Here is a 25604-nt window from a genome sequence, read left to right as displayed (position 1 = left end):
AACCCATTAACCATTTCGTAGTCGGAATCGCCGCAGTCTGTCCTCACGAACATTGGGGGCAAGACCATGGGCAGCAATCTCAAGAACGCTAATTTTACGATCGAACGCCGTCTGGCGGATGCCGCACGCGGCGACGACCGGGCGTGTTACGATCTGGGGATGGTGTATTCGACGGGGACGTCGGGCGTCGTGCTCGACCTGATCGAGGCGCATAAGTGGTTCAACCTGGCGGCGGTGTCGGGGAACATCGCCGCGCAGGAATGCCGCGCGGAGATCGCCGAGGACATGACCGCGCGGGAGATTTCTGTGGCGCAGCGCGCTGCGCGGGACTGGATGCAGCTGACGCAACGCCGGGCTGCTTGAGCTGAAAACTCCCTTTCCGCTTGCGGGAGGGGTTGGGGGAGGGGATCACCACAAACGTCGCGTTCGTGGGGTATTTCGGTCCCTCCCCTAGCCCCTCCCGCAAGCGGGAGGGGAATTAGGCTTCCGCTTTCTTCTTTGGCGCGGCTTTCTGGGCGGGGGCCTTTTTGGCCGGGGCCTTCTTGGCTGGAGCCTTCGCCTCGGTCGCGTCCTTGGCCACTGGCGTCTTGGCCGGCGCCTTCTTTGCCGCCGGCTTCTTGGCAGGGGCTTTCTTTTTCTTCGTTGCCGGAGCCGCCGCCGCGCGGGCGTCGATCAAGGACGCCGCTTCTTCGAGCGTCAGCTGATCCTTCTCGATCGACTTGGGCAGCGTCGCGTTGGTCGTGCCGTCGGTGACGTAAGGACCGTAACGCCCCTCCATCAGCTTGATCTCCGCCTCGGTGCGCGGGTGATTGCCGAGCACCTTGAGCGGCGCCTGAGCCCCACGTGCGGTGCGACCGCCGCCAGCCGCCGCTTCGGCGAGCTTCACGACCGCCGCATTCATGCCCGTCTCGAACACGTCCGCCGTGGTCTGGAGCCGCGCATATTTCCCCGCATGCTTCAGATACGGACCGAACTTGCCGATCGTCGAGATGATCGGTTCGCCGGTCTCGGGGTGGTTGCCGACCGTCCGCGGGAGCGACAGCAGCTTGACCGCCCATTCGAGGTTCAACTCGCCGATATCCTTCGGGATCGACGCCATCTTGCGATCTTCGCCCTCGCCGATCTGCAGATACGGCCCGAAGCGTCCCGATTTGCGCTCGATCGGCTGGCCCGTGTCGGGATGCGTGCCGAGCGTCGACGGGCCGGTATCCGCCTCGGCGTCGCCACCGGGCTGCGCGAAGCGGCGCGTGTATTTGCACTCGGGATAGTTCGAGCAGGCGATGAACGCGCCGAACTTGCCACCGCGCAACGCGAGCTGGCCCTCGCCGCAGTTCGGGCAGAGGCGGGGATCGCCGCCGTCAGCCTTGGCGGGGAACAGATACGGCGCGAGGAAGGTGTCGAGTTCGGCGGTGATGGCGGAGGGTTGCTGCTCCATCACCTCGTTGGTGCGCGGCTTGAAATCGCGCCAGAACGCGTCGAGCACCGACTGCCATTGCGCGCGACCGCCCGAGACGTCGTCGAGTTCCTCCTCCAGCTCCGCGGTGTAGTCGTAGCCGACATATTTCTCGAAGAAGCGTTCGAGGAACGCCGTCACCAGCCGGCCGGATTCCTCGGCGAAGAACCGGTTCTTCTCGATCCGGACATAGGCGCGGTCCTTCAGCGTCTTGATGATCGAGGCGTAGGTGGACGGGCGGCCGATGCCGAGCTCCTCCATGCGCTTGACCAGCGAGGCTTCGGAGAAGCGTGGCGGCGGCTGGGTGAAATGCTGCTCGGCGTCGACCTTCTTCTTGGCGGGCGCATCGCCTTCGCGCATTCGCGGCAGGCGGCGGGCGTCCTCGTCGGCCGAGTCATCCGACCCTTCCTCGTACAAAGCGAGGTAGCCGGGGAAGAGCACGACCTGGCCGGTTGCGCGCAAAATATTGCGGCCGGTGCCGTCGGCCATCTCGACCGTGGTGCGCTCCATGCGGGCGGACGCCATCTGGCTGGCGAGCGCGCGCTTGAAGATCAGGTCGTAGAGGCGCGCGTGGTCGCCACCCCCGGCCTTGTCCTTGCCGAAGTCGGTCGGGCGGATCGCTTCGTGTGCTTCCTGCGCGTTCTTCGCCTTCGACTGATATTGGCGGGGCTTGTCGGGGACATAGCTCGCGTCGAAGCGGTTCGCGACGGCCAGACGCGCGGCCGAAATCGCGCTGCTATCCATCTGCACGCCGTCGGTGCGCATGTAGGTGATCGCACCGTCCTCATAGAGGCCCTGCGCGATCCGCATCGTGTGATCGGCGGAGAAACCGAGTTTCCGCGAGGCTTCCTGCTGGAGCGTCGACGTCGTGAACGGCGGCGGCGGGTTGCGACCGGCGGGCTTGGTCTCGACCGACTGGACCGAGAAATTGCCGTCGAGCACCGCCTGCTTGGCGCGCAGGGCATCGCCCTCGTTGCCGATCGAGAGGCGGTCGAGCTTGTTGCCTTCGAACTGCGTCAGGCGCGACGTGAAGGCGGTGCCGTCATGCTCCATATCGGCGGTGACGGACCAATATTCCTGCGGCTTGAAGACGTCGATCTCGCGCTCGCGCTGGACGATCAGGCGGAGCGACACCGATTGGACGCGACCGGCGGACTTGGCGCCGGGCAGCTTGCGCCACAGCACCGGCGAGAGCGTGAAGCCGACGAGATAATCGAGCGCACGGCGGGCGCGATAGGCATCGATCAGGTCGTCGTCCAACTCGCGCGGGTTCTTCATCGCCTCGGTGACGGTGGCCTTGGTGATCGCGTTGAAGGTGACGCGCTCGACCTCCTTGGGGAGTGCCTTCCGTGCGCGCAGCACTTCGCGGACGTGCCACGAGATCGCCTCGCCCTCGCGATCCGGATCGGTCGCGAGGATCAGGCGGTCGGCGAGCTTGGCGAGATCGGTGATCGCCTTCAGCTGCTTCGACTTGTCCGCGTAATTCTCCCACGTCATCGCGAAGGCATCGTCGGGATCGACCGAGCCGTCCTTGGGCGGCAGATCGCGGACGTGGCCGTAGCTGGCCAGGACGCGGTAATCGCTGCCCAGATACTTCTCGATGGTTTTGGCCTTGGCAGGCGATTCGACGATGACAAGCTGCATGGGGAAACCGGGGTCCTTACGTGTACGCGTACGAGGGTGACGGCGTCGGGGCGGTGCCGTCAACCCGGAGAGGGTTCAAGTTCGACCGACGCGAGATGCGACCATCGGCCCGGGTTTTCCAGAGGGGGCGGGCTTTCCCGGGGGAATTGTGCACAGGGCGGGCGTGAAGGGCGGGGTATTTCCCGGATTATGAACAGGTTGGGTGCGCCCTATCGATGTCGGCATGATGACAGCAAAACTTCCCCGACCATCGTCTTCGATCGAAACAGGCGCGGAGATCGTTACAATTGCGGTCGCCCGAATATCCAGTCCAGCGACCGATGCCCCGGCTCATCCGCATGATTTCCGTCCGGCACCATGGCTTCCGAAACGCGACATGTGTTTCCGTCAGGGGCTTGCGGTGCAGCGGGATCATGACGCTTTGCTGCCGGGGGGCGGGGGTGAGAGCATCGTATCAGCTCGGGATCATCGCGCGTGACCCGGCATGACCTTGCCGTCGCGAAATGGAAGTGTTCGTTCCTCGCGAAGAAGATCGTCATTCTCCGCCAGTCGGCTGCGGAGCCGCATGTCCTTGCGTTGATAGCCTTGCATCAGAGCGAACTGGATATGTTGCTGGCGGCGATCGCGAAGACGCATGATGCCAAGGAGTGGGCGGCGAATTGGGGCGCGGCGAATACGCAGACGGACGAGCGTCAGGCTTGTGGCACTGCGATCGGCGCCAAGCAGGACCTTGCGGGATGATCCGGGGGTAAGAGGATTCCCGCCGGACTAGACCAGGCTCGCTCGGCCGCCGGCGTGGCGCTCCAGCCGGCCGCCGAGTTCGAGTTCGAGCAATACCGTGTGCACGACCGCCGGGCTCAGGCGCGACTGGCGGATGAGTTCGTCGATCGCGACGGGGACGGGGCCGAGCAGGTCCAGGATCCGGCGGCGGTCGGCGTCGGTGGCGTCCTCCGGGGGCGTGGCAGCGTAGGCCTCGATCGGGGAGCGGACCGAGCGGGGGTCGAACGGGCGGATCTGCTCGAGGATGTCGGCGGCGGACTGCACCAGGGTTGCGCCTTCGCGGATCAGCAGGTTGCAGCCTTGCGCGCGGGGATCGAGCGGGCTGCCGGGGACGGCCATGACTTCGCGGCCGGATTCGTTGGCGAGACGCGCGGTGATCAGCGAGCCGGATTTGGGGACGGCCTCGACGACCACGGTGCCGATCGCGAGGCCGGCGATGATGCGGTTGCGCGAGGGGAAGTTGCGCGCCTTGGGCTCGGTGCCGGGGGGCTGTTCGGCGAGGAGGACGCCTTCGGTGGCGATGCGCTCCTGCAGCGCGGTGTTGTCGGGCGGGTAGGCGATGTCGATGCCGCTGGCGATGACGCCGATCGTGGCGCCGCTGGAGCCTGCGCCGAGAGCGCCGATGTGCGCGGCGGTGTCGATCCCGCGGGCTAGGCCGGAGACGATCGTCGTGCCTTCTTCGGCGAGTTGCAGTGCCAATTGTCTTGCGAAGCGGCAGGCGGCGGCGGACGCGTTGCGCGCGCCTACCATGGCTATGCAGGGGCGGGTGGCGTGGGTGAGGTCACCGCGGAAGATGAGGGCCGGCGGGGCGGTCTCGATTTCGGCGAGGAGGCGGGGGTAGTCGGGGTCGTCGAGGAAGAGGTAGCGCGCGCCGAGCTTTGCGGTAGCGGCGATTTCGCGTTCTGCGAGCGCTGCGTCGGCGATCCTGGGGCTGCGTCCGCCGCCACGTTGGGCGAGCATCGGGAGCGCGTCGATGGCGGCGTCGGCGCTGCCGAAGCGGGCGATGAGCTGGCGATAGGTGACCGGTCCGATCCCGGTCGTGCGGATGAGCCGAAGTCTTGAGACCGTCGGGTCAGCCACTCGTTTTCCGGCTGGAACCGATCCGCGGTTCGGTGCCCGAGAACAGGCGCTCGACGTTCTCGCGGTGCTTCCACAGGACGATCAGCGCGAGCGCGAGGAGTAGCAGGACGAGGTCGAAACGGCCGAACAGTGCTGCGGCAAACGGCGCGCTAAGCGCGGCGGCCATGCCGGCGACCGAGGAGATTCGCAGGCCCGCGAGCAGGCCCAGCCAGACGATCGCGTAGACCAGCCCGAGCGGCCAGTGGAGTGCGACGACGATTCCCATCAGCGTGGCGACGCCCTTGCCGCCCTTGAATTTGAGCCAGACGGGGTAGCAATGGCCGATGAACGCACCGGCGGCGGCGAGGAGAGCGTTGCCCGGGAACAGGTGCGCGACCAGCAGCACGGCGACCGCGCCCTTGGCCATGTCGAGCAGCAGCGTGGCGGCGGCGAGGCCCTTCCGCCCGGTGCGCAGGACGTTGGTGGCGCCGATGTTGCCCGAGCCGATCGTGCGCAGATCGCCTGCACCGCCCAGCCGAGTCAGGATGACGCCGAACGGGATCGAGCCGAGCAGATAGCTCAGCACGAGCGATAGCGTGGGCGCGACCCAGAGAATTTCCGTCTGCAAGTATGTCCCCCGTTCTGGCGGCACTTATAGGCCACGTGGGGCGGACGGCAAATGGCGTGAGTTGGGGCGTTCTGTCGTGATCTCCCGTTCCTTGCCATCCCCGCGCCGTCATCCCCGCGCAGGCGGGGATCCATTTTCTCCAACGTGGGCGATTATGCCGTTGGCTTTGCCACTATGGGTCCCCGCCTCCGCGGGATGACGATCGGATGTGTGCATTGGAAGCTTCGAAGGCTTCGATCCAGCAACACATGCTTGTCGAGGGCGTTGGTATGGCTAAGGCGGACCACATGGACACGCGCCCTATCCTGTTCTTCGATTCCGGTGTCGGTGGGCTGTCGATCGTCGGACCGGCGCGCGCTGCGCTTCCGGATGCGCCATTCGTCTATGCCGCCGACTCGGCCGGGTTTCCGTACGGGACCAAGAGCGAGGCGGAGATTGCGGCGCGGGTGCCGGTGCTGCTGGGGCGGTTGGCGGAGCGGTATCGGCCGCGGTTGATCGTGATCGCGTGCAATACCGCGTCGACGATCGCGTTGCCGGTGGTGCGCGCGGCGCTCGATTTGCCGGTGGTCGGGACGGTGCCGGCGATCAAGCCCGCCGCGCTGCTGTCGAAGACGCGGACGATCGGTGTGCTGGGGACCGAGGCGACTGTGCGGCAAGCCTATGTCGATGATCTCGCAGCGAGGTTCGCGGGCGATTGCACGGTGCTGCGCTACGGATCGGCGGCTTTGGTCGAAATGGCGGAGGCGAAATTGCACGGGCGAGTGGTGGCGCCGGAGCGCTATGCGGCGGTGTTGGACGGGTTGTTCTCGCAAGCCGGCGGGGAGCGAATCGACGTGATCGTCAACGCCTGCACGCATTTCCCCTTGGTCGAGGCGGAGCTGGCCAGGGCGGCGCCCGGCGTGCGGTTCGTCGACGGCGGTCCCGGGATCGCGCGGCGGATCGTTCACCTGATGCAGGGCGAATCATGGTCGGGCGCGGGCGAGGGTGTTGCTGTGTTCACGCGGTTGGGCGACGACGAACGCGCGCTCGGACCGGCGTTAGCGGCGCGCGGGTTTGGCAGGATCGAGCAGCTTTAGGCGTTAACCTGGGACACTATGGCACCTTGCGTCGTGGGCGCATCGTGGCAATGTGCACCCCGGATGAGGAAAGCGATCACCGTAAGAGCGGTATTGCGCTGGAAACGAGTGAAAGCGAGGCGTAGTGCCCAAGCCTATGATTACCAACGGCATCACGGCAACGGATTCCACCTTGGGTCCGCGAGTCGATTATTCGCGCGTGTTCACGCAGGCGATCGACCGGTTGCATGCCGAGGGCCGCTACCGCGTGTTCATCGACATCCTTCGCAACAAGGGCGCATTCCCCAACGCGCGCTGTTTCGCCGGGCATAACGGGCCGAAGCCGATCACGGTGTGGTGCTCGAACGATTACCTCGCGATGGGCCAGCACCCGAAGGTGATCGCGGCGATGGAAGAGGCGTTGCACGACGTCGGCGCGGGCTCGGGCGGCACGCGCAACATCGGCGGCAATACGCATTACCATGTCGATCTGGAGGGCGAACTCGCCGACCTGCACGGCAAGGAAGCGGCTTTGCTGTTTACGAGCGGGTATGTCTCGAACGAGGCTACGCTGGCGACCTTGGCGAAGGTACTGCCGGGCTGCATCATCTTTTCCGATGAGCTGAACCACGCGTCGATGATCGCGGGGATTCGCAACTCGGGGTGCGAGAAGCGCGTGTTCCGCCACAACGATCTCGCGCATCTCGAAGAGTTGCTGGCCGCGGAGGACCCCGCCGTGCCGAAGCTGATCGCGTTCGAGAGCGTGTATTCGATGGAGGGCGACATCGCGCCGATCTCCGCAGTATGTGACCTCGCCGACCGGTACAACGCGCTGACCTATTGCGACGAAGTCCATGCTGTCGGGATGTACGGCGCGCGCGGCGGCGGGATTTCGGAGCGGGACGAAGTCGCGCACCGGATCACGATTCTCGAGGGGACGCTGGGCAAGGCGTTCGGCGTGATGGGGGGCTATATCGCCGCCGATCGCACGATCGTCGACGTCATCCGCTCCTATGCGCCGGGGTTCATCTTCACGACCTCGCTGTCGCCGGTGCTGGTCGCGGGCGTTCTCGCGAGCGTTCGGCATCTGAAGGCGTCGAGCGTCGAGCGCGAGGGGCAGCAGGCTTCCGCGGCGATGCTGAAGGCGATGCTGAAGGACGCCGGGCTGCCGGTGATGATCGGCGATACGCATATTGTGCCGCTGATGGTCGGCGATCCGGTCAAGGCGAAGAAGATCAGCGACGTGCTGCTCGCCGAATACGGCGTTTATGTTCAGCCGATCAATTACCCGACCGTGCCGCGCGGCACTGAGCGGCTGCGGTTCACGCCGGGCCCCGCGCATACCGAGGCGATGATGCGCGAACTGACCGATGCGCTGGTGGAGATCTGGAGCCGGCTGGACTTGCGCAAGGCGGCTTGAGGTTCAGTCGACGACGATGTCGATGTTCAACTCGGGGATCGCGATAGGCTGGCCGAACGGGATCAGCCGTTTGTCCTCGTAATCACCAGAGCGGGGCTTGGCCATCACGTGCGTCCGGCGCGCGTTGATATCGACGACCCAATAATGCGGCACGAACGCCTCGGCATAGTCGCTCCGCTTGGCGCCGAGATCGAGCGCGAGGCTCGTATCGGCGATCTCGACCGCGAGGAACAGCGCAACGCGGTCGAACAAGGTCGCGCGCAGATCGGGATCGCGAAGCACCGCGACGTCCGGTTCGCGCAGCGTGTCGGCGGTCAGGCGGACGGTCGGCTCCTGCCCGACAATCCATTCGGTGCCGAGCGCGGCGAAGGCGGATTGCAATCGCAGGAACGCGATGCGCTGCGCGTTCCAGTGCGGTACGTTTGCCGGTGACATCCGCATAATCTCCCCGTTGACCAGTTCGACCTTGCCCAGCCAGTCGGCTATCGGCGGATGACGGACGAGTTCCATGAACTCGGCGGTAGTGAATCGCGCAGGCCCGGAAGCCAGCTGGGTGATGTGCTCGGCGACGCTCATGGCATCGGTATAGCATTTCCGCGCACGCGCGTCACAGTATAGCCGCCAGTAACGTCAGGACGCCCAGGCCAAGTGACAAAGGTATGCGCAGTGCCATCCAGCCGGGCGGAGCGATGCCAACACGGACGAGCGCGCGGTCGACGAGCAATGCACCGATCAGGCTGATACCGAGCACCACCAGCGACGGGCCGGGCCAGCGTAGGCCGACCATCCAGGGCCAGGCGGTGACCAGCGCGATCAGCGAGGGGGCGACGCTTGCGAACCAGAGCCAGCGCGGCGGCGAGTCGGTGCGTGCGGCGAGGCCCCACCAGAGGCCGCCGAGGAAGCTCAGGATGATCGCGGCATAGGCGTAGGCGATCGCCAGCGCGGAATAGCGGCTTTGCGGATCGCCGCTCAGGATCAGCGCCACTGCCCCGAGCTGTGGCAGTAGGCCGCTCAGGCCGAGCAGGCGCGCGATCGGCGGGATGCCGCCGCTGGCGGCGGGTCGCACGGCCATCAAAGGGGCATCACACGGGCATCAGACGCGGGCGACCACGCCGGTGGCGACGACCGGGCCGGTCGGCAGGCCGGTTGGCGAGCCGCCGAGCGGTTCGACCGAGATCGCGAGCGTTGCGCCGGGAGCGATGCGACCGCGGTCGACGCCCTTTGGTGCCAGCACGGTCGGACGTCCCGACAGCAGGCCGAGCGAGTGCGGTACGCCGTCGCCGCCGATCACCCAGAGTTCCGCGACCCGCGCGTTCGGTACGCCGGGACCTGCCGCGACGCGGAGCGCGCCGTTGGCGGGATCATAGACCGCGGCGACCGGCGACTTCGCATCGCCGAGCATCGCCACAAGCACGCTCGTCGGGCGCGGAACCGGGGTCGGTTGCGACACGGGCACGGTCGGCTCGGGGCGGAGCATGACGAACAGGAGCAGGCACGCCGCGATCGCACTCGTGAAGGCAGCAAGCGCTGGCCACGGGAAGCGGCTGACCTTGGCGGGCCCCGTCGTGCCGATCGTCGTGGTGCCGATCGACACGCCGTCGAGGCTGGCTTCGATCCGTGCGGCGATGTGAGACGGCGCGGCGCGCTCGGGCCACAGGTCGAACAAAACGGCCAGGCGCGACCGCCACCATTCGACCTGCGCGGCGAAACCGGGTTCGGCGAGAACGCGGCGCAGTGCTACACCGCGCTCTTCGCCTTCGAGCAGGCCGAGCGCGAGTTCGGCGGCCGCCACATCCTCGGGGACGCCGGTATCTGTGGTCGGATCAACCACCGAGGCATTCCTTAAGGCGTGCGAGGCCGCGGCGGACCCAACTCTTCATCGTGCCCAGCGGCACGGCGCGCTTCACTGCCAGTTCGGCGTAGGTGACGCCGTCGAAGAACGCGGTGCGGATCGCGTCGCGCTGCTGCGGTTCGAGGCCGTCGAGGCACTCGATCAGTTCGCGCGACGATTCGCTGGCGAGTAACGCCGCTTCGGCACCCTCGCCGGGATCGGCGATGTCGGGCGCGTCGTCGAGCGGGCTGGTGCGTCGTACGCCCTGCGCGCGCTGCCAATCGATGGCGCGGTTGCGCGCGATCGTCGCCAACCAGGTTATCGGGCTCGCGCGGCCGGGTTCCCAGGCACCGGCGCGTTTCCAGATCGTGAGATAGACCTCGTGCAGCACATCCTCCGCGGCTTGGGCGTTGCCGCAGATACGGTGGGTGATGCCGAAAAGCTTCGCGCTGGTCAGCGAATAGAGTTCGCGAAACGCGTCGCGGTCCTCTTGCCCGGTGCGCAGGAGCACCTCGGAGAGATGCGCGCGCGCCGCGTCCGCATTTGAAAAGGCCATGGTCACGATCCGGAACCTAGCGGCTAAGTCGCTCGCGGCAATAGCCTTCGCCGGGCTTTACGGTGAGGCAGTCGGTTTTGCCGGAGAGATATTTCAGCCCGGTCGCGTCGCCGTTGGTCGGGCGCAGGGTTTCGCGGATGCCGTTGCGATCGAAGAGTATAGTGTCGCCCGTGGCGGTGCCGTCGAACTTGCCCTTGTTGTCGAGGTCCCATTGCATCGTCAGATCGTAGTGACCGGGCGCGCCGGCGTGGGCGATGTCGAGGACCATGCCCTCCACCCCGATCCAGCGGCCGGCATAGTCGCGCGGTGCCGGTGCGGTCGCCTTGCGCTCGACCGACCCTGCCGACGTCATGTTGCCGTCGCTGCTGGTGTCGGGGGCGGGGCCCGAGCAGGCGGTCAGCGCGACGGCGGCAAGCAGGGTGAGGGCTTTCATGGATGTCTCCTTCACGGTCTGCGTTCAGTGCAGATCTCGGTCTTCCCTCTTAGCGCGTCATCCTGACGAAAGTCAGGACCCAGAGCTACGGGTGATGCGCTATGTTACCCTTGGATCACCCTGGCTCCTGACTTTCGTCAGGACGACGCAGCCGCCGCGAACAGGTGTGGCAAATTCCGGCTCGGGTGGGTAAGGGGCTGGGCACTCGATCCCCCGTCACAGGATTACGCCAGGTGCGCATCGCCATCGCGTCCGATCACGCCGCCGTTTCGTTGAAAGCGGTGCTCGCCGCCTGGCTGCGGGAGATGGGGCATGATGTGCTCGACCTTGGCCCTGAAGGCACCGCCAGCGTCGATTATCCTGACTATGGGTTCAAGCTTGCCGCAGCGATCGCCGACGGTAGCGCCGACCGCGGTATAGCACTGTGCGGCTCGGGGATCGGCATATCGATCGCCGCCAACCGTAACCCCGCCTGCCGCTGCGCACTCGTCTCCGAACCGTTGTCGGCGAGCCTCGCGCGCATCCACAACGACGCCAACGCCATCGCGATGGGCGCCCGCCTGATCGGCGAGGAAATGGCCAAGGCGTGCGTCGAAGCATTTCTCACCGCCGATTTCGCCGGCGGCCGTCATCAACTCCGTGTCGACAAACTTTCCACAAAGGTCCCCGCATGAGCACTCAGCCCCGCGAACTCCACGACGTCCAGCCTGACGGCTTTTTCACGCGCGGTCTGGCCGATGCTGACGCCGCCGTGTTTGCGGGCGTCGCCGCCGAACTGGAACGCGAGCAGACGCAGATCGAGTTGATCGCGTCCGAGAATATCGTCTCGAAGGCGGTGCTCGAGGCGCAGGGCTCGGTGTTTACGAACAAGTACGCGGAAGGGTATCCGGGCAAGCGCTACTACCAGGGCTGCGCGCCGTCGGACACGGTCGAGACGCTCGCGATCGAGCGCGCCAAGCAGATCTTCGGCTGCGGGTTCGTCAACGTGCAGCCGCATTCGGGCGCGCAGGCGAACGGCGCGGTGATGCTGGCGCTGGTCAAGCCCGGCGACACGATCCTCGGCATGAGCCTCGATGCGGGCGGTCACCTGACGCATGGCGCGAAGCCGGCGATGTCGGGCAAGTGGTTCAACGCGATCCAGTACGGCGTCGATGCGACCACGCACCTGATCGACTACGACCAGGTCGAGGCGCTGGCGGTCGAGCATCAGCCCAAGTTGATCATCGCGGGCGGTTCGGCCTATCCGCGCACGATCGACTTCGCGCGCTTCCGGGCGATCGCGGACAAGGTCGGCGCGTATTTCATGGTCGACATGGCGCATTTCGCTGGGATCGTCGCGGCGGGCCTGCACCCGACGCCGTTCGGTCACGCGCATGTCGTCACGACCACCACGCACAAGACGCTGCGGGGTCCGCGCGGCGGCATGATCATGACCAATGACGAGGCGCTGGCGAAGAAGTTCAACTCGGCGGTGTTTCCGGGCCTTCAGGGCGGGCCGCTGATGCACGTGATCGCGGCGAAGGCGGTCGCGTTCGGCGAGGCGCTCCAGCCTGACTTCAAGAGCTACATTGCCGCGGTCGTCGAGAACGCCAAGGTGCTGGCGGCAACGCTCAAGGAGCGCGGCTCGGACGTCGTCTCGGGCGGCACCGACACGCATCTCGCGCTGATCGACCTTACCCCGCTGGGCATCACCGGCCGCGATGCGGACGAGGCGCTGGAGCGGGCGGGGATCACCTGCAACAAGAACGGCATCCCCAACGATCCGCTGCCGCCGGTCAAGACCAGCGGCATCCGCGTCGGCTCGCCAGCGGGGACGACGCGTGGCTTCGGCCCGGCGGAGTTCCGCGAGATCGGCAACATGGTCGCCGACGTGCTGGACGGCCTCGCGAAAAAGGGCGAGCATGGGGACCCGGAAGTCGAGGCGGACGTTCGGACGCGTGTTCGTGCACTGTGCGCGCGCTTCCCGATCTATCAAGGATAAGACATGTCGAAGATCGATGACATCCAGAACGACATCAAGGCGACCCCCGGCCTCGGCAAGAGCATGGCCAAGTGGAGCGCACTCGGCGCGGTCGTGGCGATTCCCGTGCCGGTGATCGGCCCGATCTTCGGCGCACTCGCGGGCGCGGGCTACGCCTATTACAAGGGCAAGAAGAAGATCTGAATGCGCTGCCCCTTCTGCGGACATGAAGACAGCCAGGTAAAGGACAGCCGCCCCACCGAAGACGGGGCGGCGATCCGACGCCGGCGCCAATGCGAAGGCTGCGCCGCGCGTTTCACGACGTTCGAGCGGATCCAGTTGCGCGAGCTGTTCGTCTTGAAGAGCGAGGGGCGGCGGGAGCCGTTCGATCGCGAGAAACTGCTGCGGTCGCTGTCGATTGCGACCAGGAAGCGGGCTATCGAGGCTGGGCGGATCGAGAAGCTGGTGAGCGGGATCCAGCGGCGGCTGGAGACGCTGGGCGAGAATGACGTCACGTCGAAGCGGATCGGCGAGATGGTGATGGACGGGCTCAAGGGGCTCGATTCGGTCGCGTATATCCGGTTTGCGAGTGTGTATCGGGATTTTAGCGAGGCGAAGGACTTCGAGGCTTTTGCCGGGAGTGTGGAGGAGGTTGGGCGCGAGGGGTGATCCGGGCCTGTCCTTCGATACGCGCTCTCGACTTCGCTCGATCGCTACTCGGGACGAACGGAGTAGGCGAACAGTTTGAGGGCAGTAGATTGGGGTGAGGCCCGTCCCCCAATCGACGAGTCCGCAACCACACCCAGCTACGTCATCGCGCCGGTCACCCCTCACTTCCGTTCGTCCCGAGTAGACGTCGAGCTTGTCGAGACGGCGTATCGAGGGATAAGCCCCACCCATGACATTCTGGGCCTATGTGGTGCGCTGCGCCGACGACAGTTATTACACCGGACACACGGACGATCTGGAACGAAGGATCGGCCAGCACAATCTCGGCGAGATCGCGGGGTATACGCAGACGCGGCGTCCGGTGACACTGATGTGGAGCCAGGAATTCCCTTCGCGGCAGGAAGCTCTGGCGGCCGAATTCCAGGTGAAGGACTGGTCGAGGAAGAAGAAGGAAGCGCTGTTCCGCGACGATTGGGCGGCGGTGTCGGCAGCAGCTAGGAAGCCTGAGGGTTCGGAACCTGTCCCTCGATACGAGGCCTCGACAAGCTCGACCTCTACTCGGGACGAACGGGATGGGGGAGGCGAACAGGCTGGTATGGGCCAGGACGCGGCGGTCGGCGCCTCGACCCCACCCCCCGTCATCGTCCTGGTCCGCCCCCAACTCGGCGAGAACATCGGCAAGGCCGCGCGCGCCATGCTTAACTTCGGGCTCACCGAAATGCGTCTCGTGTCCCCCCGCGACGGCTGGCCCAACCCCTCCGCCGGTCCTGCGGCGAGCGGCGCCGACATCGTCCTCCAAAACGCGAAGGTCTACGACAGCGTCGCCGCGGCGACCGCCGACTGCGCGCAGGTGTTCGCCACCACGGTGCGCAAGCGCGGCGTCACCAAGCCGGTCGTGACCCCCGAACAGGCCGCGACCGAGATCCACGCCGCGCCCGGCCGCTCCGCGATCCTGTTCGGACCCGAGCGCTCCGGCCTCGAAACCGACGACGTCGCGGTCGCGCGGACGATCATTACCGTGCCGATCAATCCGGAGTTCGGCTCGCTCAACCTTGCCCAGGCGGTGATCCTGGTCGCCTACGAATGGTCGAAGGGCCTCACCGCCGAGCGCGAGCTGTCGCAGCCGTCGATCAACCCGATCATGCCGCCTGCGCCGCAGGAAGAGCTCGACGGGATGATCGGGCAGCTCGATGCGATGCTGATGGGGGCGGGGTTCTTCCACCTGCCCGACAAGATGCAATCGACGCGGCGGACTCTCCGCACGCTGCTGACCAAGCCGGGCTGGTCGAGCCAGGAGATCCGGACTCTTCGCGGGGTGCTGTCGTCGTTGGGGGGGAAGAAGCCGCGAGCCTAGCGCCGGTCGAAGGCGGCGAGTTCGTAGGCGATCGAGGCTTCGACCAGGCGTTCCCACAGATCCGCGACCACGGCCTCCGGCACCCCAAGCCTCACTGCCTCGGCCCGCGCATTGTCGATCACCTGCGTCTTCCGACCCTCGTCGCGGACGTGCCCGCGTTCCGGCTTAATGCGCGCGGCGGCGTCCATGTAGGCGAAGCGCTTGGCGAGCAGCGCGATCAGGTCGCGGTCGAGCGCGTCGACGCCTGCGCGGACCTCGGTCATGGTGGTGCAATCGGGGCCGGATAGGATGGTCATGCGCGCCTCTTGCCGAGCCTCCCGCTACCTGTCCAGCATGACCGCCGAGCTTGACTCTGGCGCCCCCTCCGTCTAGGCGCCCGCCTTCGCAATGGCCCTGCACCCCGGTGAAGCGGTGGCCCTGCCCTGTCACGTACAGCAAGCAGAGCGATACCGGGACCAACGTTGTTTGCATTTGCAAAGGTTATATTATGTCGAAGCGTCAAAGCGCGAAGTACAAGCTCGATCGCCGGATGGGCGAGAACATCTGGGGTCGTCCCAAGTCGCCGGTCAACAAGCGCGAATACGGCCCGGGCCAGCACGGCCAGCGCCGCAAGGGCAAGGTCAGCGATTTCGGTATCCAGCTGCGCGCCAAGCAGAAGCTCAAGGGCTATTATGGCGACGTGACTGAGAAGCAGTTCCGCGCGTGCTACCACGAGGCTGCGCGTCTGAAGGGCGATACCTCGCAGAACCTGATCGGCCTGCTCGAGCAGCGCCTCGACATGATCGTCTACCGCGCCAAGTTCGCGCCGACGATCTTCGCGGCTCGCCAGATCGTCTCGCACGGCCACATCCGCGTCAACGGCGTGAAGTGCAACATCGCCTCGCGTCGCTGCTTCGTCGGCGACGAGATCACGCTGGGTTCGAAGGCGCAGGAAATGGCGCTGGTCATGGAAGCGCAGAGCCTCGCCGAGCGCGAGATCCCCGACTACGTCGCCACCGACGGCGCGGCCAAGGTCACCTTCACGCGCGTCCCGACGCTCGACGAGGTTCCTTATCCGGTGAAGATGGAGCCGAATCTGGTCGTCGAGTTCTACTCGCGCTGATTTGATTTCCTCCCGTTCGTCCTGAGTAGCCGTCGAGTAGCGGCGCAGCCGCGTATCGAGATGGCGTATCGAAGGACAGGTTGGCGCGTACCACCTGTGCTTCGATACGAGCCCTCGATACGGCGCCTTCGGCACCTACTCGGTCTCTACTCAGCACGAACGGTAAGGTTGTGAAGGGCGGTCCTGCGGGGCCGCCCTTTTTCGTTGCCCATTTCGCCTCGTGGACATGGGCCCCCGGCTTTGCCAGAACGCGCGCAACCAAATGGGGAAATGACCATGCGCGCTGCCATCCTGTCTCTGTTGCTGCTGGGGACCGCCGCGTCCGCGCAGACCACGCCTGCCATCTCGGTCGAGACGCTGAAGACCGTTACGCAGGTTCTCTCGTCCGACGCGTATGAAGGTCGCGCGCCGACCACGCCCGCCGAGGCGAAGACGGTCGCGTATATCGTCGACCGGATGAAGGCGGCGGGGCTGAAGCCCGGCAACAAGGGGTCGTGGACGCAGGACGTGCCGATGGTGCAGATCACCGCGGGTAACGTGCAGCCGTACAGGTTCACCGGCGGCAAGACCCCCGTCAGCCTGAACTTCCGGACCGACATGGTCGCGGGCACCTACCGCGTCGTGCCGAAGGTCTCGGTGGCGAACAGCGACGTCGTGTTCGTTGGCTACGGAATCACCGCGCCCGAGAAGGGCTGGGATGACTATGCCGGCGTCGACGTGAAGGGGAAGACGGTGGTCATCCTCATCAACGATGCCGACTGGCAGACGATGTCGCGCGAGGGGCCTTTCGAGGGGCGCGCGATGACGTGGTACGGGCGCTGGCCGTACAAGTTCGAGAATGCGGCGAAGCACGGCGCGGCGGCGGCGATCATCGTTCATGATACCGAGCCGGCGGCCTATCCGTGGGCGGTGGTGCAGTCGTCCTGGACCGGGCCGCAGCTCGAGCTGGACGAGAAGGGCGATCATCTCGACCAGTCGCAGATCGTCGGCTGGATGCAGAAGCCCGCTGCCGAGCGCGTGTTCGCGAGCGCGGGCAAGGATTACGCGACTCTGGCGGCGGCGGCCAAGGTGAAGGGGTTCAAGGCGGTGCCGCTCGGGCTGAAGCTGTCCGGCGGGTTCGACAACACGATCAAGCGGCAGGCGTCGAAGAACGTCATCGGCGTACTGCCGGGCACTGCTGCTCCGAACGATTACGTGATGTATTCGGCTCATTGGGATCATCTCGGGCGCTGCGACGCGGTCGATGGCGATGACATCTGCAATGGCGCTGCGGACAACGCGACCGGTGTTGCCGGGTTGGTGGCCTTGGCCGAGGCTCAGGTGAAGGCGGGGCCGGCAAAGCGCTCGATCGCGTTCCTGGCGGTGACTGCAGAGGAATCGGGCCTGCTCGGCTCGCGCTATTATGCCGAGCATCCGATCTATCCGCTCGCGCATACCGTCGGCGGGGTGAACATGGACGTGCTGAACGTCGATGGTCGGGCGAAGGATTTCGTCCTCACCGGTGCGGGCAAGTCGGAGATCGAAGATCTTGTGAAGCCGTTCGTCGCCGCCGAGGGCCGCGTGATCGGTGTCGAGGCGAACCCGGAACGCGGCGGCTATTACCGGTCGGATCACTTCAGCTTTGCCAAGCTCGGCGTGCCGATGCTGGATGGCGGCAGCGGTGAGGATCTGGTCGTTGGTGGCACCGCGGCAGGGCATGCCGCGCGCGAGGATTATGTCGCGCACCGCTATCACAAGCCGGCGGACGAATATGACGCGAAATGGGACTGGTCGGGTGCGGTCGAGGATCTGACGATCTATTACGGGCTTGGGCGCAAGCTCGCGGACGATACCGGTCTGTGGCCGAACTGGTATAAGACCGCCGAATTCCGCGGCATCCGTGACCGCGATCGCGCAGGAGCCAAGTAATTGACCACGACCGTTTCTACCCCCGCCGAATGGGCGCATCACAAGGCCGTCTGGATCGGCTTTCCGAGCCATGCGGACCTGTGGCTGGAGGATCTGGAGCCTGCGCGGGACGAGGTCGTCGCGTTTGCCAAGGCGGTGCATGCCGAGGGGCGGGGCGAGACGGTGATCCTGGTCGCGGCCGATGTCGGGTCGGCGACGACGGCCAAGCGGCTCGCGCCGTTCGCGCAGGTGGTGATGGAGCCGTTCGGCGATATCTGGCTGCGCGATACCGCGCCGATCATCGTCGGCGACGGGACCGCGCGGGACTTCCGGTTCAATGGGTGGGGCGGGAAGTACGACCTGCCGGGTGACGACACGATCGGGCAGCGGCTGGCGGCGAGCCGGCACAAGCGGGTCGAGGCGTGCGACTGGGTGCTCGAGGGCGGCGCGATCGATGGCGATGGCACCGGGACGGTCGTGACTACTCAGCAGTGCCTGCTCAACCGCAACCGCAATCCGTCGCTGACCAAGGCGGAGATCGAGGCGCGGTTGGCGTCCGACTTGGGGTACACCCGCGTGGTGTGGCTGGGCGACGGGCTGGTCAACGATCATACCGACGGCCATGTCGACAACCTCGCCCGGTTCGTTGGCGAGGGACGCGTGGCGATCCCCAAGGCGACCGACAACGATCCGAACTGGCAGGTCTACCAGAACGCGGCGCGGGACGCCGAGGCGGCCGGGCTGGAGGTCGTGACGATCCCGTCACCGGGGCGCGTGCTGCGCGACGAGGAGGTCGTGCCGGCGAGCTACATGAACTTCTATATCGGTAACGCCGCGGTGGTGGTGCCGTTGTACGGCGCGGAGAACGATCAGGCGGCGGTGGTTGCGATCCAGGCACTGTTCCCGGACCGCGAGGTTGTGGGGCAGCGGGCGGATCATATCCTGACGGGGGGCGGGAGCTTCCACTGCATCTCGCAGCAGATTCCTGGGTAAACACCCACATCCGTTCGTCCCGAGTAGCGGTCGAGTAGCTCCGTAAGGAGCGTATCGAGACGGCGTATCGAAGGACAGGTTGGCGCGCGGAACCTGTACCTCGATACGAGCCCTCGATACGCCCAAGCGGGCTACTCGGTCTCTACTCCGCACGAACGGTGATGGGTGTTGCCGTGTTTCCCGTCCCTTGAATCAACCACCACCCCGGCGAAGGCCGGGGCCCAATTGGGGGACGTAGCCAACGGAGGGCGCACCTTCGTTACGCCGACCTTTCCAGTTGGGCCCCGGCCTTCGCCGGGGTGGTGGCTAGGTGGGGAAGCTCAGCGGCTCCAGCGGGCCCAGATCGCGGTGGGGAGGGTGAGCCCGCGCGCTTCTTCGCGGACGCCGAGTTCGCCGACTTCGACCTTGCCGGGGAGATCGGCGAACACCTGGTTCAGCAATTCCCCGATCGCCAGCGCGGACATCCGCACCGCGTAGACCGTCAGGAACAGGAACCGCGAGTTCTCGTCGAGCAGCTTCCGGCAGTCGGCGATCAGCTTCGGCAGGTCTTCTTCCAGCCGCCAGACCTCGCCTTCAGGCCCACGCCCGTATTTCGGCGGATCGAGCAAAATCCCGTCATACCGCCGCCCGCGCCGAACCTCGCGCGCGACGAACTTCGCCGCATCATCCGTCATCCAGCGGATCGGCGCGTCGGCCATGCCCGACAGTTTCGCATTGGCCTTGGCCGCCTCGACCGACTTCTTGGAGGCGTCGACATGGACCATGCGGACGCCCTTGGTCGCCATCGCGAGCGTGCCGACGCCGGTATAGCCGAACAGGTTCATGCATTCGGGGCTGTCGAGCCCCGCCACGCGCTCGCGCATCCAGCTCCACACCGGCGCCATGTCGGGGAAGAAACCGAGGTGACGGAACGGGGTGGTCTGCGCGGTGTACGACACCTCGTTCCACTTGAGCGTCCAGCCTTCGCGGGGCACGGGCTCGGAGAATTCCCAGCGGCCGCCGCCGTCCTCGTCCGAGCCGGGGACGAATTCGCCCTGCGCCTGCCAGTCGGTCGATGCGGGTGCCCACATCGCCTGCGGTTCGGGGCGGATGAAGCGGAAGCGGCCATAGCGTTCGAGCTTCTTGCCGTGGCCGGAGTCGATCAGGCCGTAATCCGCCCAGGGTTCGCCGATGAGGGTTTCGAGTGTCATGCCGACGGCTTCGCGCGCTCGGTGATGTAGGCGGTGATCGCTTCGAAGGTCGCCGGCAACGTGGCGTAGCGTTCCTCGCGGTCGAACAGGTCGCCGACGCGGGTTGGCAGCGAGGGGCGGACACCGGTGGCGCGCTCGACCGCGTCGCCGAACTTGGCGGGGTGCGCGGTGGCGAGCGTCACGATCGGCACGCCGGCTGGGACTTCGGTACGCAGCGCGGCGGCGAGGCCGATCGCGGTATGCGGGTCGATGACTTGCCCGGCATGCTCGTGCGCCCAGCGCATCGCCAGCGTCATGTCGTCGAGGTCGATGCGCTCGCTCTGGAAGAGGGCGGAGGCGCCTTGCGATTGCGCATTGGTGAGGCGCATTGCTCCCGAGGATTCGAAGCCGGCCATCTGTGCGGCGAGCGCTGCGCCGTCACGATCGCCGAGATCGAACAACAGGCGCTCGAAGTTCGAACTCACCTGGATGTCCATCGAGGGGGTCGGGGTCTGCTGGACGCCGCCCTTCGAATAATCGCCGGTGCTGAGCGCGCGGTGGAGGATGTCGTTGACGTTGGTCGCGACGACCAGCTTGGCGACGGGGAGCCCCATCTTCGCCGCGACATAGCCCGCGAAGACATCGCCGAAATTGCCGGTCGGGACCGCGAACGCGACCTCGCGATCGGGCGCGCCGAGGCGGACGGCGGCGTAGAAGAAATATACCACCTGCGCCATCAGGCGGGCCCAGTTGATCGAGTTCACCGCGGACAGCGCGAACTTGGTCGAGAAGGCGCGGTCATTGAACATCGCCTTCACGAGCGCCTGCGCGTCGTCGAAGCTGCCTTCGATGGCGATATTGTAGACGTTGGGGCTGAGCACCGTGGTCATCTGCCGGCGCTGCACGTCGGAGATGCGGCCGACCGGGTGGAGCATGAAGATGTCGATGCCCTCGCGGCCCGCGACCGCGTCGATCGCGGCGGAGCCGGTGTCGCCGCTGGTCGCGCCGACGATCGTCAGGCGCTTGGTCGTGCCGGCGAGGAAGCGTTCGAAGAACAGCCCGAGCAGCTGGAGCGCGACATCCTTGAACGCGAGCGTCGGGCCGTGGAACAGTTCTAGGAGCCATTGGTCGTGGTCGAGCTGGACCAGCGGGACGACCGCGGCGTGGGAGAAGCGGCCGTATGCCTGATCGCAGAGTGCCTTCAGCTCCTCGCGCGTCATTGCGTCGCCGACGAACGGGGCCATCACCGCGACTGCGGTGTCGACATAGGAGAGCCCGGCGAGCGCGGCGATCTCGTCGCGGGTCATCGTCGGCCATGCCTCGGGGAGGTAGAGACCGCCATCCGAGGCGAGGCCGGCGAGCGTCGCCGCTTCGAAATCGAGGACAGGGGCCGAGCCGCGGGTGCTGATGTAACGCATGGCCAAGCCGGTTAGCGGGGCGCGGCTTTCGACACAACCTTACCGCGCTTGGCTATCGCCAGGACATAAATGATCGCGGCGATGGCGGCGAAGAAGAACCATTGGCCGGCATAGGCGAGGTGATTGTTCGGGACCGTGGCGATGTCGGGCTTGCCGTTAGGGCTGAGCCCGGCTTGCGGGGTATCCGCGACCAGCATCAAGCGTTGCGGCGTGTGATCGAACAGCGATCTGATCAGCGAGCGGCCGTCGGGCGCGTGGGTGATGTAGCCGGAGACTTCGCCGCCGAGCCATGTGACCTTGGCCATCGGATCGCGGGTGGTGCCGAGCTGGACGATCATGCCGGGGCCTTCCGCGCCGGTCCGGCACTCGGCGATCGCGCGGAAGCCGGATTTGCCGGCGCCGGCGAGTTTTATCTCGGTCGGCTGGAGGCAGAGGCCCGAGGCGCGGCGGAACAGGAGAGTCTCGTCGGGCAGGCGCGGGAAAGCCATTGGCGGCTTGACGGGGTTGGCGGCGAGCTGGGCGAGGAACGCTTCCTTTTTGGGGAGGCGGTCGAGGAGTTGCCACAGGCCGAGGCCGATCATCGCCGCGATTGCTAGCGTGACGAGGATCGTTGGAATGACGGGGATGCGTCTGGTCACGGGTCGATTCGGCCTTCGCGGGCTGCGTTGCGGTATTCGGCGGACATGAGGGCGCCCTTGGCCGCTCTTAGGGATAGCACGACGCCGCCGGCGGTGAAGGGGATCCAGATCAGCATGTGCAGCCAGAGCGGCGGGTGGACCTTGAGTTCGAGCGTGATCGCGAGGATCACGACGAGGGCGCCTAGGATCAGGGTGAGGAAGGCGGCAGGGCCGTCGCCGACGTTGAACTTGGTGAAGTCGAGGCCGCAATTTGGGCAGCGGTCGGCGAAGTTGGACCATTTGGCGAAGAGGGTGGGCTTGCCGCAGCGGGGGCAGAGGCCTTTCAGCGCGACCTGGGTGATCGTGGGGGCGGCGGCGAGGGGGTAGGGGTCTTCGGTCATGCGGTCAGCGCTTCCCTTCATGTTTCCCCGCGAAGGCGGGGATCCAGACTGGGCTCCCGCCTTCGCGGGAGAACAAGGGGAGGAGGACCACCTGCTTGTCAGTTACCACCCCGGCGGAGGCCGGGGCCCAATTGGGGGACGTCGCCAACGTAGGGCTGCGCTTCGTTACTGCGACCTTCCCAATTGGGCCCCGGCCTGCGCCGGGGTGGTCACCATAAACTAGTCGATCGAGCCTCACCCCCCGTGGACGGGGGCGCCCCAGCCGCCCCAGACGTAGACGGTGACGAACAGGAACAGCCACACGACGTCGACAAAATGCCAGTACCAGGCCGCCGCTTCGAAGCCGAAATGCTGCTTCGGCGTAAAGTCGCCGCGGTAGGCGCGGACCAGGCAGACGATCAGGAAGATCGTGCCGATCAGCACATGGAAACCGTGGAAGCCGGTCGCCATGAAGAACGATGCGCCGTAGTTGATACCCTTAAACGGGAACGGTGCGTGGACGTACTCGTATGCCTGGATCGAGCTGAACAGCGCGCCGAGGATCACGGTGAGCCACAGGCCCTTCAGCACGCCGTCGCGGTTGCCGACGCCGATCAGGCCCCACAGCCCGGTCTTCTCGCCGCCGCGCTGGTTGTGGATCAGTGCATGATGCGCCCAGGTCACCGTGGTGCCCGAGGTCAGCAGGATCAGCGTGTTGAGCAGCGGCAGTTCGAACGGGTTGATCACCGTCAGGCCCTTCGGCGGCCACTGCGCGACGATCGCCGCGCCGCCTTCCACCGCCCGCGTGACGCTGCCGTCGGCATAGGTCATCGCGGTCGGGAACAGCGAGAAGTCGAAGAACGCCCAGAACCAGCCGACGAAGAACATCACTTCGGAGGCGATGAACAGGATCATGCCGTAGCGGAAATGGAGCTGCACGACCGGCGTGTGATCGCCCGCATGCGCTTCCTTGATGACCTGCGCCCACCAGCTGTAGAAGGTGAAGAGCAGCCCGGTGAGGCCGATGAAGAAGATCCAGCCGCCGCCGTTCGGCTTGTCGATATGGCCGCCGTGCATCCACATGATGCCGCCGACCGCCATGATCAGCGCCGAGAACGAGCCGACCAGCGGCCAGATGCTCGGCGGCAGGATGTGGTAATCATGGTTCTTGGCGCCGGCCATCGGTACTCCCCTATGTTCTTTGGCAGCGTTCTAGCTGGCTGTTTTCGCAGAATCCACCGGGTAAAACGTGTAGCTGAGCGTGATCGTCTGGATATCGGCCGCGTCGGGGTCGGTCAGGATCTTCGGATCGACGAAGAAGATCACCGGCATCCGCGCGGTTTCGCCGGGCTTGAGCGTCTGCTGCGTGAAGCAGAAACACTGGATCTTGGTGAAATACTTGCCGGCCTGCGCGGGCTGGACGTTGAACGTCGCGGTGCCGGTGAGCGGCTTGTTCGACGTGTTCGTGGCGGTGAAGAACGCCATGTCGCGCGCGCCGATGTCGATCGTGTCGGAGCGATTTTCGGGGGCGAACTTCCACGGCAGCTTGGGGCTGACGTTGGTGTCGAAGTCGATCTTGATCTGGTGATTGACCGCGCCGGGGGCGACGAGCCCGCGCTGGGTCGTGCCGTTGAGGCCGGTGACCGAGCAGAACAGCCGGTAGAGCGGCACGCTGGCCCAGGCGAGCCCGGTCATGAAACAGATGAAGAGCACCGCGAGCGCCGCGGTGCGGTTGGTGCGCGACATGGCCTTCCAGCCCGCCATCAGTGCGGCATCCCTGCGCGGATCTTGGCGATCGAAATCGCGAAGACGAGGATGACGAACGCGCCGAGCAGCAGTGCCATCACGCGGGCGCGACCGCGCTGGCGGCTGCGGATCAGGTCGGGATCGGGCAGGCTCATGCGAACCACCGGTCGACGACCAGCGCGCCGAACATCACGAACAGATACAGGATCGAGTATTTGAACAAGGCCTTCTCCGGTTTCATCGCATCGTCGGCGTGGGTTGTGCGCTTGGCGACACGGACGGCGAGAAGCGCGAACCAGCCGGTGAGCAGGACCGCCGCGACGCCGTAGATCGCACCGGTAAGCCCGAGCGGCCAGGGCAGGATAGCGACCGCTGCCATCGGGATCGTGTAGAGCCCGATCTGGGTTCGCGTGGTCCGCTCGCCCGACACCACGGGGAGCATCGGCACGCCCGCGGCGGCGTAATCGCTCTTCATGAACAGCGCGAGCGCCCAGAAATGCGGCGGCGTCCAGAGAAACACGAACAGGAACAGCAGGACGGGGAGCAGCGCGATGTCGCCGGTCGCCGCGGCCCAGCCGATCAGCGGCGGGAACGCGCCGGCTGCACCGCCGATGACGATGTTCTGAGGCGTACGGCGCTTCAGCCAGACGGTGTAGATCAGCACGTAGAACAAGATCGAGACGGTCAGGATCGCCGCGGCGACCGCGTTGACCGCGAATCCCATGAACAGCACCGAGAACGCGCCGAGCCCGACGCCGAAATGCAGCGCGGCTTGGCGTTCCATGCGGCCATCGGGAAGCGGGCGCTTCTGCGTGCGGCGCATGACTGCGTCGATGTCCGACTCGTACCATTGGTTGAGCGCACCCGCCGCGCCGGCGCCGAGCGCGATGCAGAGGATCGCGGTGAAGCCGATCACCGGGTGCACGCCGACAGGGGCGGCGAGCATGCCGCAGAGGCCGGTGAAGACGACGAGCGTCATCACGCGCGGCTTGGTCAGCGCCAGGAAATCGCGCCAATGCGCCGGTGGCAGGAGGGGAGTTGCGGGAGTCATGGTTCGGGTACGCTATACGCGTTGGAAAGGCTTGAGGAAAGCGGTGTGGCTTGGTGGAGGCGCGCGTGATCTTGGTTATGCGGTTGCCTACCACCGTCACCCCAGCGAACGCTGGGGTCTCCCGCGTTGTGCGTGACGGGAGTCCCACGATGAGACCCCAGCTTTCGCCGTGGTGACGGAGGGGGGCAAGTGAGTTCCTCCTGCTTCCTTGTTCTCCCGCGAAGGCGGGAGCCCAGGCTGGGTCCTCGCCTTCGCGGGGAAACATAAAGTAGGGCTCGGGGCTGCTACATAAACCAAAAACGCCCCGGGTTTCCCCGAGGCGTTCTCTGTGCTTGGCTGGCCCGACACGGGAGTAAATCCCGTGTCGTCGGACGCGGCGTTGCCGCGCCGGCCGGGCGG

Annotated in this window: 29 protein-coding genes; 12 read left to right on the top strand and 17 right to left on the bottom strand. The window is 66.1% G+C overall.

Going from position 1 to position 25604, the window contains the following annotated elements:
- Positions 1-66 precede the first annotated feature (66 nt).
- Positions 67-363: a hypothetical protein gene (locus tag VH567_RS05210; RefSeq protein WP_423323858.1), complete on the top strand. Its 297-nt coding sequence runs from the start codon at positions 67-69 to the stop codon at positions 361-363.
- Positions 364-478: 115 nt separating this feature from the next.
- On the opposite strand, the gene topA is transcribed toward VH567_RS05210, so the two are convergent.
- Positions 479-3097 (bottom strand): type I DNA topoisomerase, encoded by a 2619-nt coding sequence (topA, locus tag VH567_RS05205; RefSeq protein WP_423323856.1) that lies wholly within the window; start codon positions 3095-3097, stop codon positions 479-481.
- Positions 3098-3571: 474 nt separating this feature from the next.
- On the opposite strand from topA, the gene VH567_RS05200 reads away from it, so the two are divergent.
- A complete protein-coding gene (locus tag VH567_RS05200) occupies positions 3572-3838 on the top strand; it encodes a hypothetical protein (RefSeq protein ID WP_423323854.1) in 267 nt (88 codons plus the stop codon).
- A gap of 27 nt (positions 3839-3865) precedes the next feature.
- Here VH567_RS05200 and dprA read toward each other — a convergent pair whose 3' ends face one another.
- Both dprA and plsY read right to left on the bottom strand, forming a co-directional pair.
- The gene (dprA, locus tag VH567_RS05195) at positions 3866-4957 is read right to left on the bottom strand and encodes a DNA-processing protein DprA (protein ID WP_423323852.1); all 1092 of its coding nucleotides are present in this window, start codon (positions 4955-4957) and stop codon (positions 3866-3868) included.
- Positions 4950-5564, bottom strand: coding sequence for a glycerol-3-phosphate 1-O-acyltransferase PlsY (gene plsY, locus VH567_RS05190; RefSeq protein WP_423323850.1), 615 nt, complete (start codon positions 5562-5564; stop codon positions 4950-4952). Before plsY ends, dprA begins: the two co-directional genes overlap by 8 nt.
- 287 nt (positions 5565-5851) lie before the next feature.
- On the opposite strand from plsY, the gene murI reads away from it, so the two are divergent.
- Complete coding sequence (gene murI / locus VH567_RS05185; RefSeq protein WP_423323848.1) at positions 5852-6640, top strand: glutamate racemase; 789 nt, start codon at positions 5852-5854, stop codon at positions 6638-6640.
- Positions 6641-6776: 136 nt separating this feature from the next.
- A complete protein-coding gene (gene hemA / locus VH567_RS05180; protein WP_423324977.1) occupies positions 6777-8039 on the top strand; it encodes a 5-aminolevulinate synthase in 1263 nt (420 codons plus the stop codon).
- A gap of 3 nt (positions 8040-8042) precedes the next feature.
- On the opposite strand, the gene VH567_RS05175 is transcribed toward hemA, so the two are convergent.
- The 5 genes from VH567_RS05175 to VH567_RS05155 are packed head-to-tail and all read right to left on the bottom strand — an operon-like array spanning position 8043 to position 10859.
- Positions 8043-8615: a Uma2 family endonuclease gene (locus tag VH567_RS05175; RefSeq protein ID WP_423323846.1), complete on the bottom strand. Its 573-nt coding sequence runs from the start codon at positions 8613-8615 to the stop codon at positions 8043-8045.
- Between the two features lie 31 nt (positions 8616-8646).
- On the bottom strand, positions 8647-9111 hold the full coding sequence (locus VH567_RS05170; protein ID WP_423323844.1) for a DUF3429 domain-containing protein: 465 nt from the start codon (positions 9109-9111) through the stop codon (positions 8647-8649).
- A 21-nt stretch (positions 9112-9132) separates the two neighbouring features.
- Positions 9133-9870, bottom strand: coding sequence for an anti-sigma factor (locus tag VH567_RS05165; protein WP_423323842.1), 738 nt, complete (start codon positions 9868-9870; stop codon positions 9133-9135).
- Positions 9863-10426, bottom strand: coding sequence for a sigma-70 family RNA polymerase sigma factor (locus VH567_RS05160; protein WP_423323840.1), 564 nt, complete (start codon positions 10424-10426; stop codon positions 9863-9865). Before VH567_RS05160 ends, VH567_RS05165 begins: the two co-directional genes overlap by 8 nt.
- A 16-nt stretch (positions 10427-10442) precedes the next feature.
- Complete coding sequence (locus VH567_RS05155) at positions 10443-10859, bottom strand: hypothetical protein (RefSeq protein WP_423323838.1); 417 nt, start codon at positions 10857-10859, stop codon at positions 10443-10445.
- 233 nt (positions 10860-11092) lie between these two features.
- On the opposite strand from VH567_RS05155, the gene rpiB reads away from it, so the two are divergent.
- The 5 genes from rpiB (at position 11093) to VH567_RS05130 (ending at position 14842) form a co-directional block, all read left to right on the top strand.
- Positions 11093-11533, top strand: coding sequence for a ribose 5-phosphate isomerase B (rpiB, locus tag VH567_RS05150; RefSeq protein ID WP_423323836.1), 441 nt, complete (start codon positions 11093-11095; stop codon positions 11531-11533).
- Positions 11530-12840, top strand: coding sequence for a serine hydroxymethyltransferase (locus VH567_RS05145; RefSeq protein WP_132734655.1), 1311 nt, complete (start codon positions 11530-11532; stop codon positions 12838-12840). Before rpiB ends, VH567_RS05145 begins: the two co-directional genes overlap by 4 nt.
- A 3-nt stretch (positions 12841-12843) precedes the next feature.
- Complete coding sequence (locus VH567_RS05140) at positions 12844-13023, top strand: hypothetical protein (protein WP_423323834.1); 180 nt, start codon at positions 12844-12846, stop codon at positions 13021-13023.
- Positions 13024-13488, top strand: a complete 465-nt coding sequence (gene nrdR, locus VH567_RS05135; protein ID WP_353469722.1) for a transcriptional regulator NrdR — start codon at positions 13024-13026, stop codon at positions 13486-13488.
- Positions 13489-13717: 229 nt separating this feature from the next.
- Complete coding sequence (locus VH567_RS05130) at positions 13718-14842, top strand: TrmH family RNA methyltransferase (RefSeq protein ID WP_423323831.1); 1125 nt, start codon at positions 13718-13720, stop codon at positions 14840-14842.
- Here VH567_RS05130 and VH567_RS05125 read toward each other — a convergent pair.
- The gene (locus VH567_RS05125; RefSeq protein WP_423323829.1) at positions 14839-15138 is read right to left on the bottom strand and encodes a chorismate mutase; all 300 of its coding nucleotides are present in this window, start codon (positions 15136-15138) and stop codon (positions 14839-14841) included. The genes VH567_RS05130 and VH567_RS05125 overlap by 4 nt on opposite strands.
- Before the next feature lie 191 nt (positions 15139-15329).
- Here VH567_RS05125 and rpsD point away from each other — a divergent pair, with 191 nt between their 5' ends.
- The 3 genes from rpsD to VH567_RS05110 all read left to right on the top strand — a co-directional run bounded on the left by rpsD (position 15330) and on the right by VH567_RS05110 (position 18824).
- Positions 15330-15944, top strand: coding sequence for a 30S ribosomal protein S4 (rpsD, locus tag VH567_RS05120; RefSeq protein ID WP_056053294.1), 615 nt, complete (start codon positions 15330-15332; stop codon positions 15942-15944).
- Between the two features lie 276 nt (positions 15945-16220).
- Positions 16221-17852: a M28 family peptidase gene (locus VH567_RS05115; RefSeq protein WP_423323827.1), complete on the top strand. Its 1632-nt coding sequence runs from the start codon at positions 16221-16223 to the stop codon at positions 17850-17852.
- Entirely contained in the window at positions 17853-18824 is a 972-nt protein-coding gene (locus VH567_RS05110) for an agmatine deiminase family protein (protein ID WP_423323825.1), read from the top strand. It abuts the gene before it with no gap.
- A 320-nt stretch (positions 18825-19144) separates the two neighbouring features.
- Here the strand turns inward: VH567_RS05110 and VH567_RS05105 are convergent, their stop codons facing one another.
- The 8 genes from VH567_RS05105 to VH567_RS05070 all read right to left on the bottom strand — a co-directional run bounded on the left by VH567_RS05105 (position 19145) and on the right by VH567_RS05070 (position 25205).
- Positions 19145-20014 (bottom strand): class I SAM-dependent methyltransferase, encoded by an 870-nt coding sequence (locus VH567_RS05105; RefSeq protein ID WP_423323823.1) that lies wholly within the window; start codon positions 20012-20014, stop codon positions 19145-19147.
- Positions 20011-21411, bottom strand: a complete 1401-nt coding sequence (gene thrC, locus VH567_RS05100) for a threonine synthase (RefSeq protein WP_423323820.1) — start codon at positions 21409-21411, stop codon at positions 20011-20013. The genes VH567_RS05105 and thrC overlap by 4 nt, the downstream gene beginning before the upstream one ends.
- An 11-nt stretch (positions 21412-21422) precedes the next feature.
- The gene (locus tag VH567_RS05095; protein ID WP_423323818.1) at positions 21423-22049 is read right to left on the bottom strand and encodes an SURF1 family cytochrome oxidase biogenesis protein; all 627 of its coding nucleotides are present in this window, start codon (positions 22047-22049) and stop codon (positions 21423-21425) included.
- Positions 22046-22429 carry a DUF983 domain-containing protein gene (locus VH567_RS05090; RefSeq protein WP_423323816.1) on the bottom strand — a complete coding sequence of 128 codons (384 nt, stop codon included), beginning with the start codon at positions 22427-22429 and terminating at the stop codon, positions 22046-22048. The genes VH567_RS05095 and VH567_RS05090 overlap by 4 nt, the downstream gene beginning before the upstream one ends.
- Positions 22430-22663: 234 nt before the next feature.
- Complete coding sequence (locus tag VH567_RS05085; RefSeq protein ID WP_423323814.1) at positions 22664-23590, bottom strand: cytochrome c oxidase subunit 3; 927 nt, start codon at positions 23588-23590, stop codon at positions 22664-22666.
- A 30-nt stretch (positions 23591-23620) separates the two neighbouring features.
- Positions 23621-24172: a cytochrome c oxidase assembly protein gene (locus tag VH567_RS05080; RefSeq protein WP_423323812.1), complete on the bottom strand. Its 552-nt coding sequence runs from the start codon at positions 24170-24172 to the stop codon at positions 23621-23623.
- Entirely contained in the window at positions 24172-24309 is a 138-nt protein-coding gene (locus VH567_RS05075; RefSeq protein WP_165886435.1) for a hypothetical protein, read from the bottom strand. The genes VH567_RS05080 and VH567_RS05075 overlap by 1 nt, the downstream gene beginning before the upstream one ends.
- On the bottom strand, positions 24306-25205 hold the full coding sequence (locus tag VH567_RS05070) for a heme o synthase (RefSeq protein WP_423323810.1): 900 nt from the start codon (positions 25203-25205) through the stop codon (positions 24306-24308). Before VH567_RS05070 ends, VH567_RS05075 begins: the two co-directional genes overlap by 4 nt.
- Between the last annotated feature and the right edge of the window lie 399 nt (positions 25206-25604).

The sequence above is a fragment of the Sphingomonas sp. 4RDLI-65 genome (assembly GCF_049472435.1).
In the GTDB taxonomy this organism is placed as follows: Bacteria; Pseudomonadota; Alphaproteobacteria; order Sphingomonadales; family Sphingomonadaceae; genus Sphingomonas.
The sequence above is the reverse complement of the archived record's forward strand: the minus strand, read 5'-3'. Positions and strand labels throughout refer to the sequence as shown.

What these genes read in the sequence shown, in the direction of transcription:
- VH567_RS05170 (WP_423323844.1), bottom strand. Translation starts at nt 9,111, where the DNA reads ATGGCCGTGCGACCCGCCGCCAGCGGCGGCATCCCGCCGATCGCGCGC.
- murI (WP_423323848.1), top strand. Translation starts at nt 5,852, where the DNA reads ATGGACACGCGCCCTATCCTGTTCTTCGATTCCGGTGTCGGTGGGCTG.
- VH567_RS05160 (WP_423323840.1), bottom strand. Translation starts at nt 10,426, where the DNA reads ATGGCCTTTTCAAATGCGGACGCGGCGCGCGCGCATCTCTCCGAGGTG.
- VH567_RS05140 (WP_423323834.1), top strand. Translation starts at nt 12,844, where the DNA reads ATGTCGAAGATCGATGACATCCAGAACGACATCAAGGCGACCCCCGGC.
- VH567_RS05070 (WP_423323810.1), bottom strand. Translation starts at nt 25,205, where the DNA reads ATGACTCCCGCAACTCCCCTCCTGCCACCGGCGCATTGGCGCGATTTC.
- VH567_RS05080 (WP_423323812.1), bottom strand. Translation starts at nt 24,172, where the DNA reads ATGGCGGGCTGGAAGGCCATGTCGCGCACCAACCGCACCGCGGCGCTC.
- VH567_RS05105 (WP_423323823.1), bottom strand. Translation starts at nt 20,014, where the DNA reads ATGACACTCGAAACCCTCATCGGCGAACCCTGGGCGGATTACGGCCTG.
- VH567_RS05130 (WP_423323831.1), top strand. Translation starts at nt 13,718, where the DNA reads ATGACATTCTGGGCCTATGTGGTGCGCTGCGCCGACGACAGTTATTAC.
- VH567_RS05125 (WP_423323829.1), bottom strand. Translation starts at nt 15,138, where the DNA reads ATGACCATCCTATCCGGCCCCGATTGCACCACCATGACCGAGGTCCGC.
- VH567_RS05115 (WP_423323827.1), top strand. Translation starts at nt 16,221, where the DNA reads ATGCGCGCTGCCATCCTGTCTCTGTTGCTGCTGGGGACCGCCGCGTCC.
- VH567_RS05155 (WP_423323838.1), bottom strand. Translation starts at nt 10,859, where the DNA reads ATGAAAGCCCTCACCCTGCTTGCCGCCGTCGCGCTGACCGCCTGCTCG.
- VH567_RS05075 (WP_165886435.1), bottom strand. Translation starts at nt 24,309, where the DNA reads ATGAGCCTGCCCGATCCCGACCTGATCCGCAGCCGCCAGCGCGGTCGC.
- rpsD (WP_056053294.1), top strand. Translation starts at nt 15,330, where the DNA reads ATGTCGAAGCGTCAAAGCGCGAAGTACAAGCTCGATCGCCGGATGGGC.
- hemA (WP_423324977.1), top strand. Translation starts at nt 6,777, where the DNA reads ATGATTACCAACGGCATCACGGCAACGGATTCCACCTTGGGTCCGCGA.
- thrC (WP_423323820.1), bottom strand. Translation starts at nt 21,411, where the DNA reads ATGCGTTACATCAGCACCCGCGGCTCGGCCCCTGTCCTCGATTTCGAA.
- VH567_RS05085 (WP_423323814.1), bottom strand. Translation starts at nt 23,590, where the DNA reads ATGGCCGGCGCCAAGAACCATGATTACCACATCCTGCCGCCGAGCATC.
- topA (WP_423323856.1), bottom strand. Translation starts at nt 3,097, where the DNA reads ATGCAGCTTGTCATCGTCGAATCGCCTGCCAAGGCCAAAACCATCGAG.
- VH567_RS05210 (WP_423323858.1), top strand. Translation starts at nt 67, where the DNA reads ATGGGCAGCAATCTCAAGAACGCTAATTTTACGATCGAACGCCGTCTG.
- VH567_RS05090 (WP_423323816.1), bottom strand. Translation starts at nt 22,429, where the DNA reads ATGACCGAAGACCCCTACCCCCTCGCCGCCGCCCCCACGATCACCCAG.
- nrdR (WP_353469722.1), top strand. Translation starts at nt 13,024, where the DNA reads ATGCGCTGCCCCTTCTGCGGACATGAAGACAGCCAGGTAAAGGACAGC.
- VH567_RS05145 (WP_132734655.1), top strand. Translation starts at nt 11,530, where the DNA reads ATGAGCACTCAGCCCCGCGAACTCCACGACGTCCAGCCTGACGGCTTT.
- VH567_RS05175 (WP_423323846.1), bottom strand. Translation starts at nt 8,615, where the DNA reads ATGAGCGTCGCCGAGCACATCACCCAGCTGGCTTCCGGGCCTGCGCGA.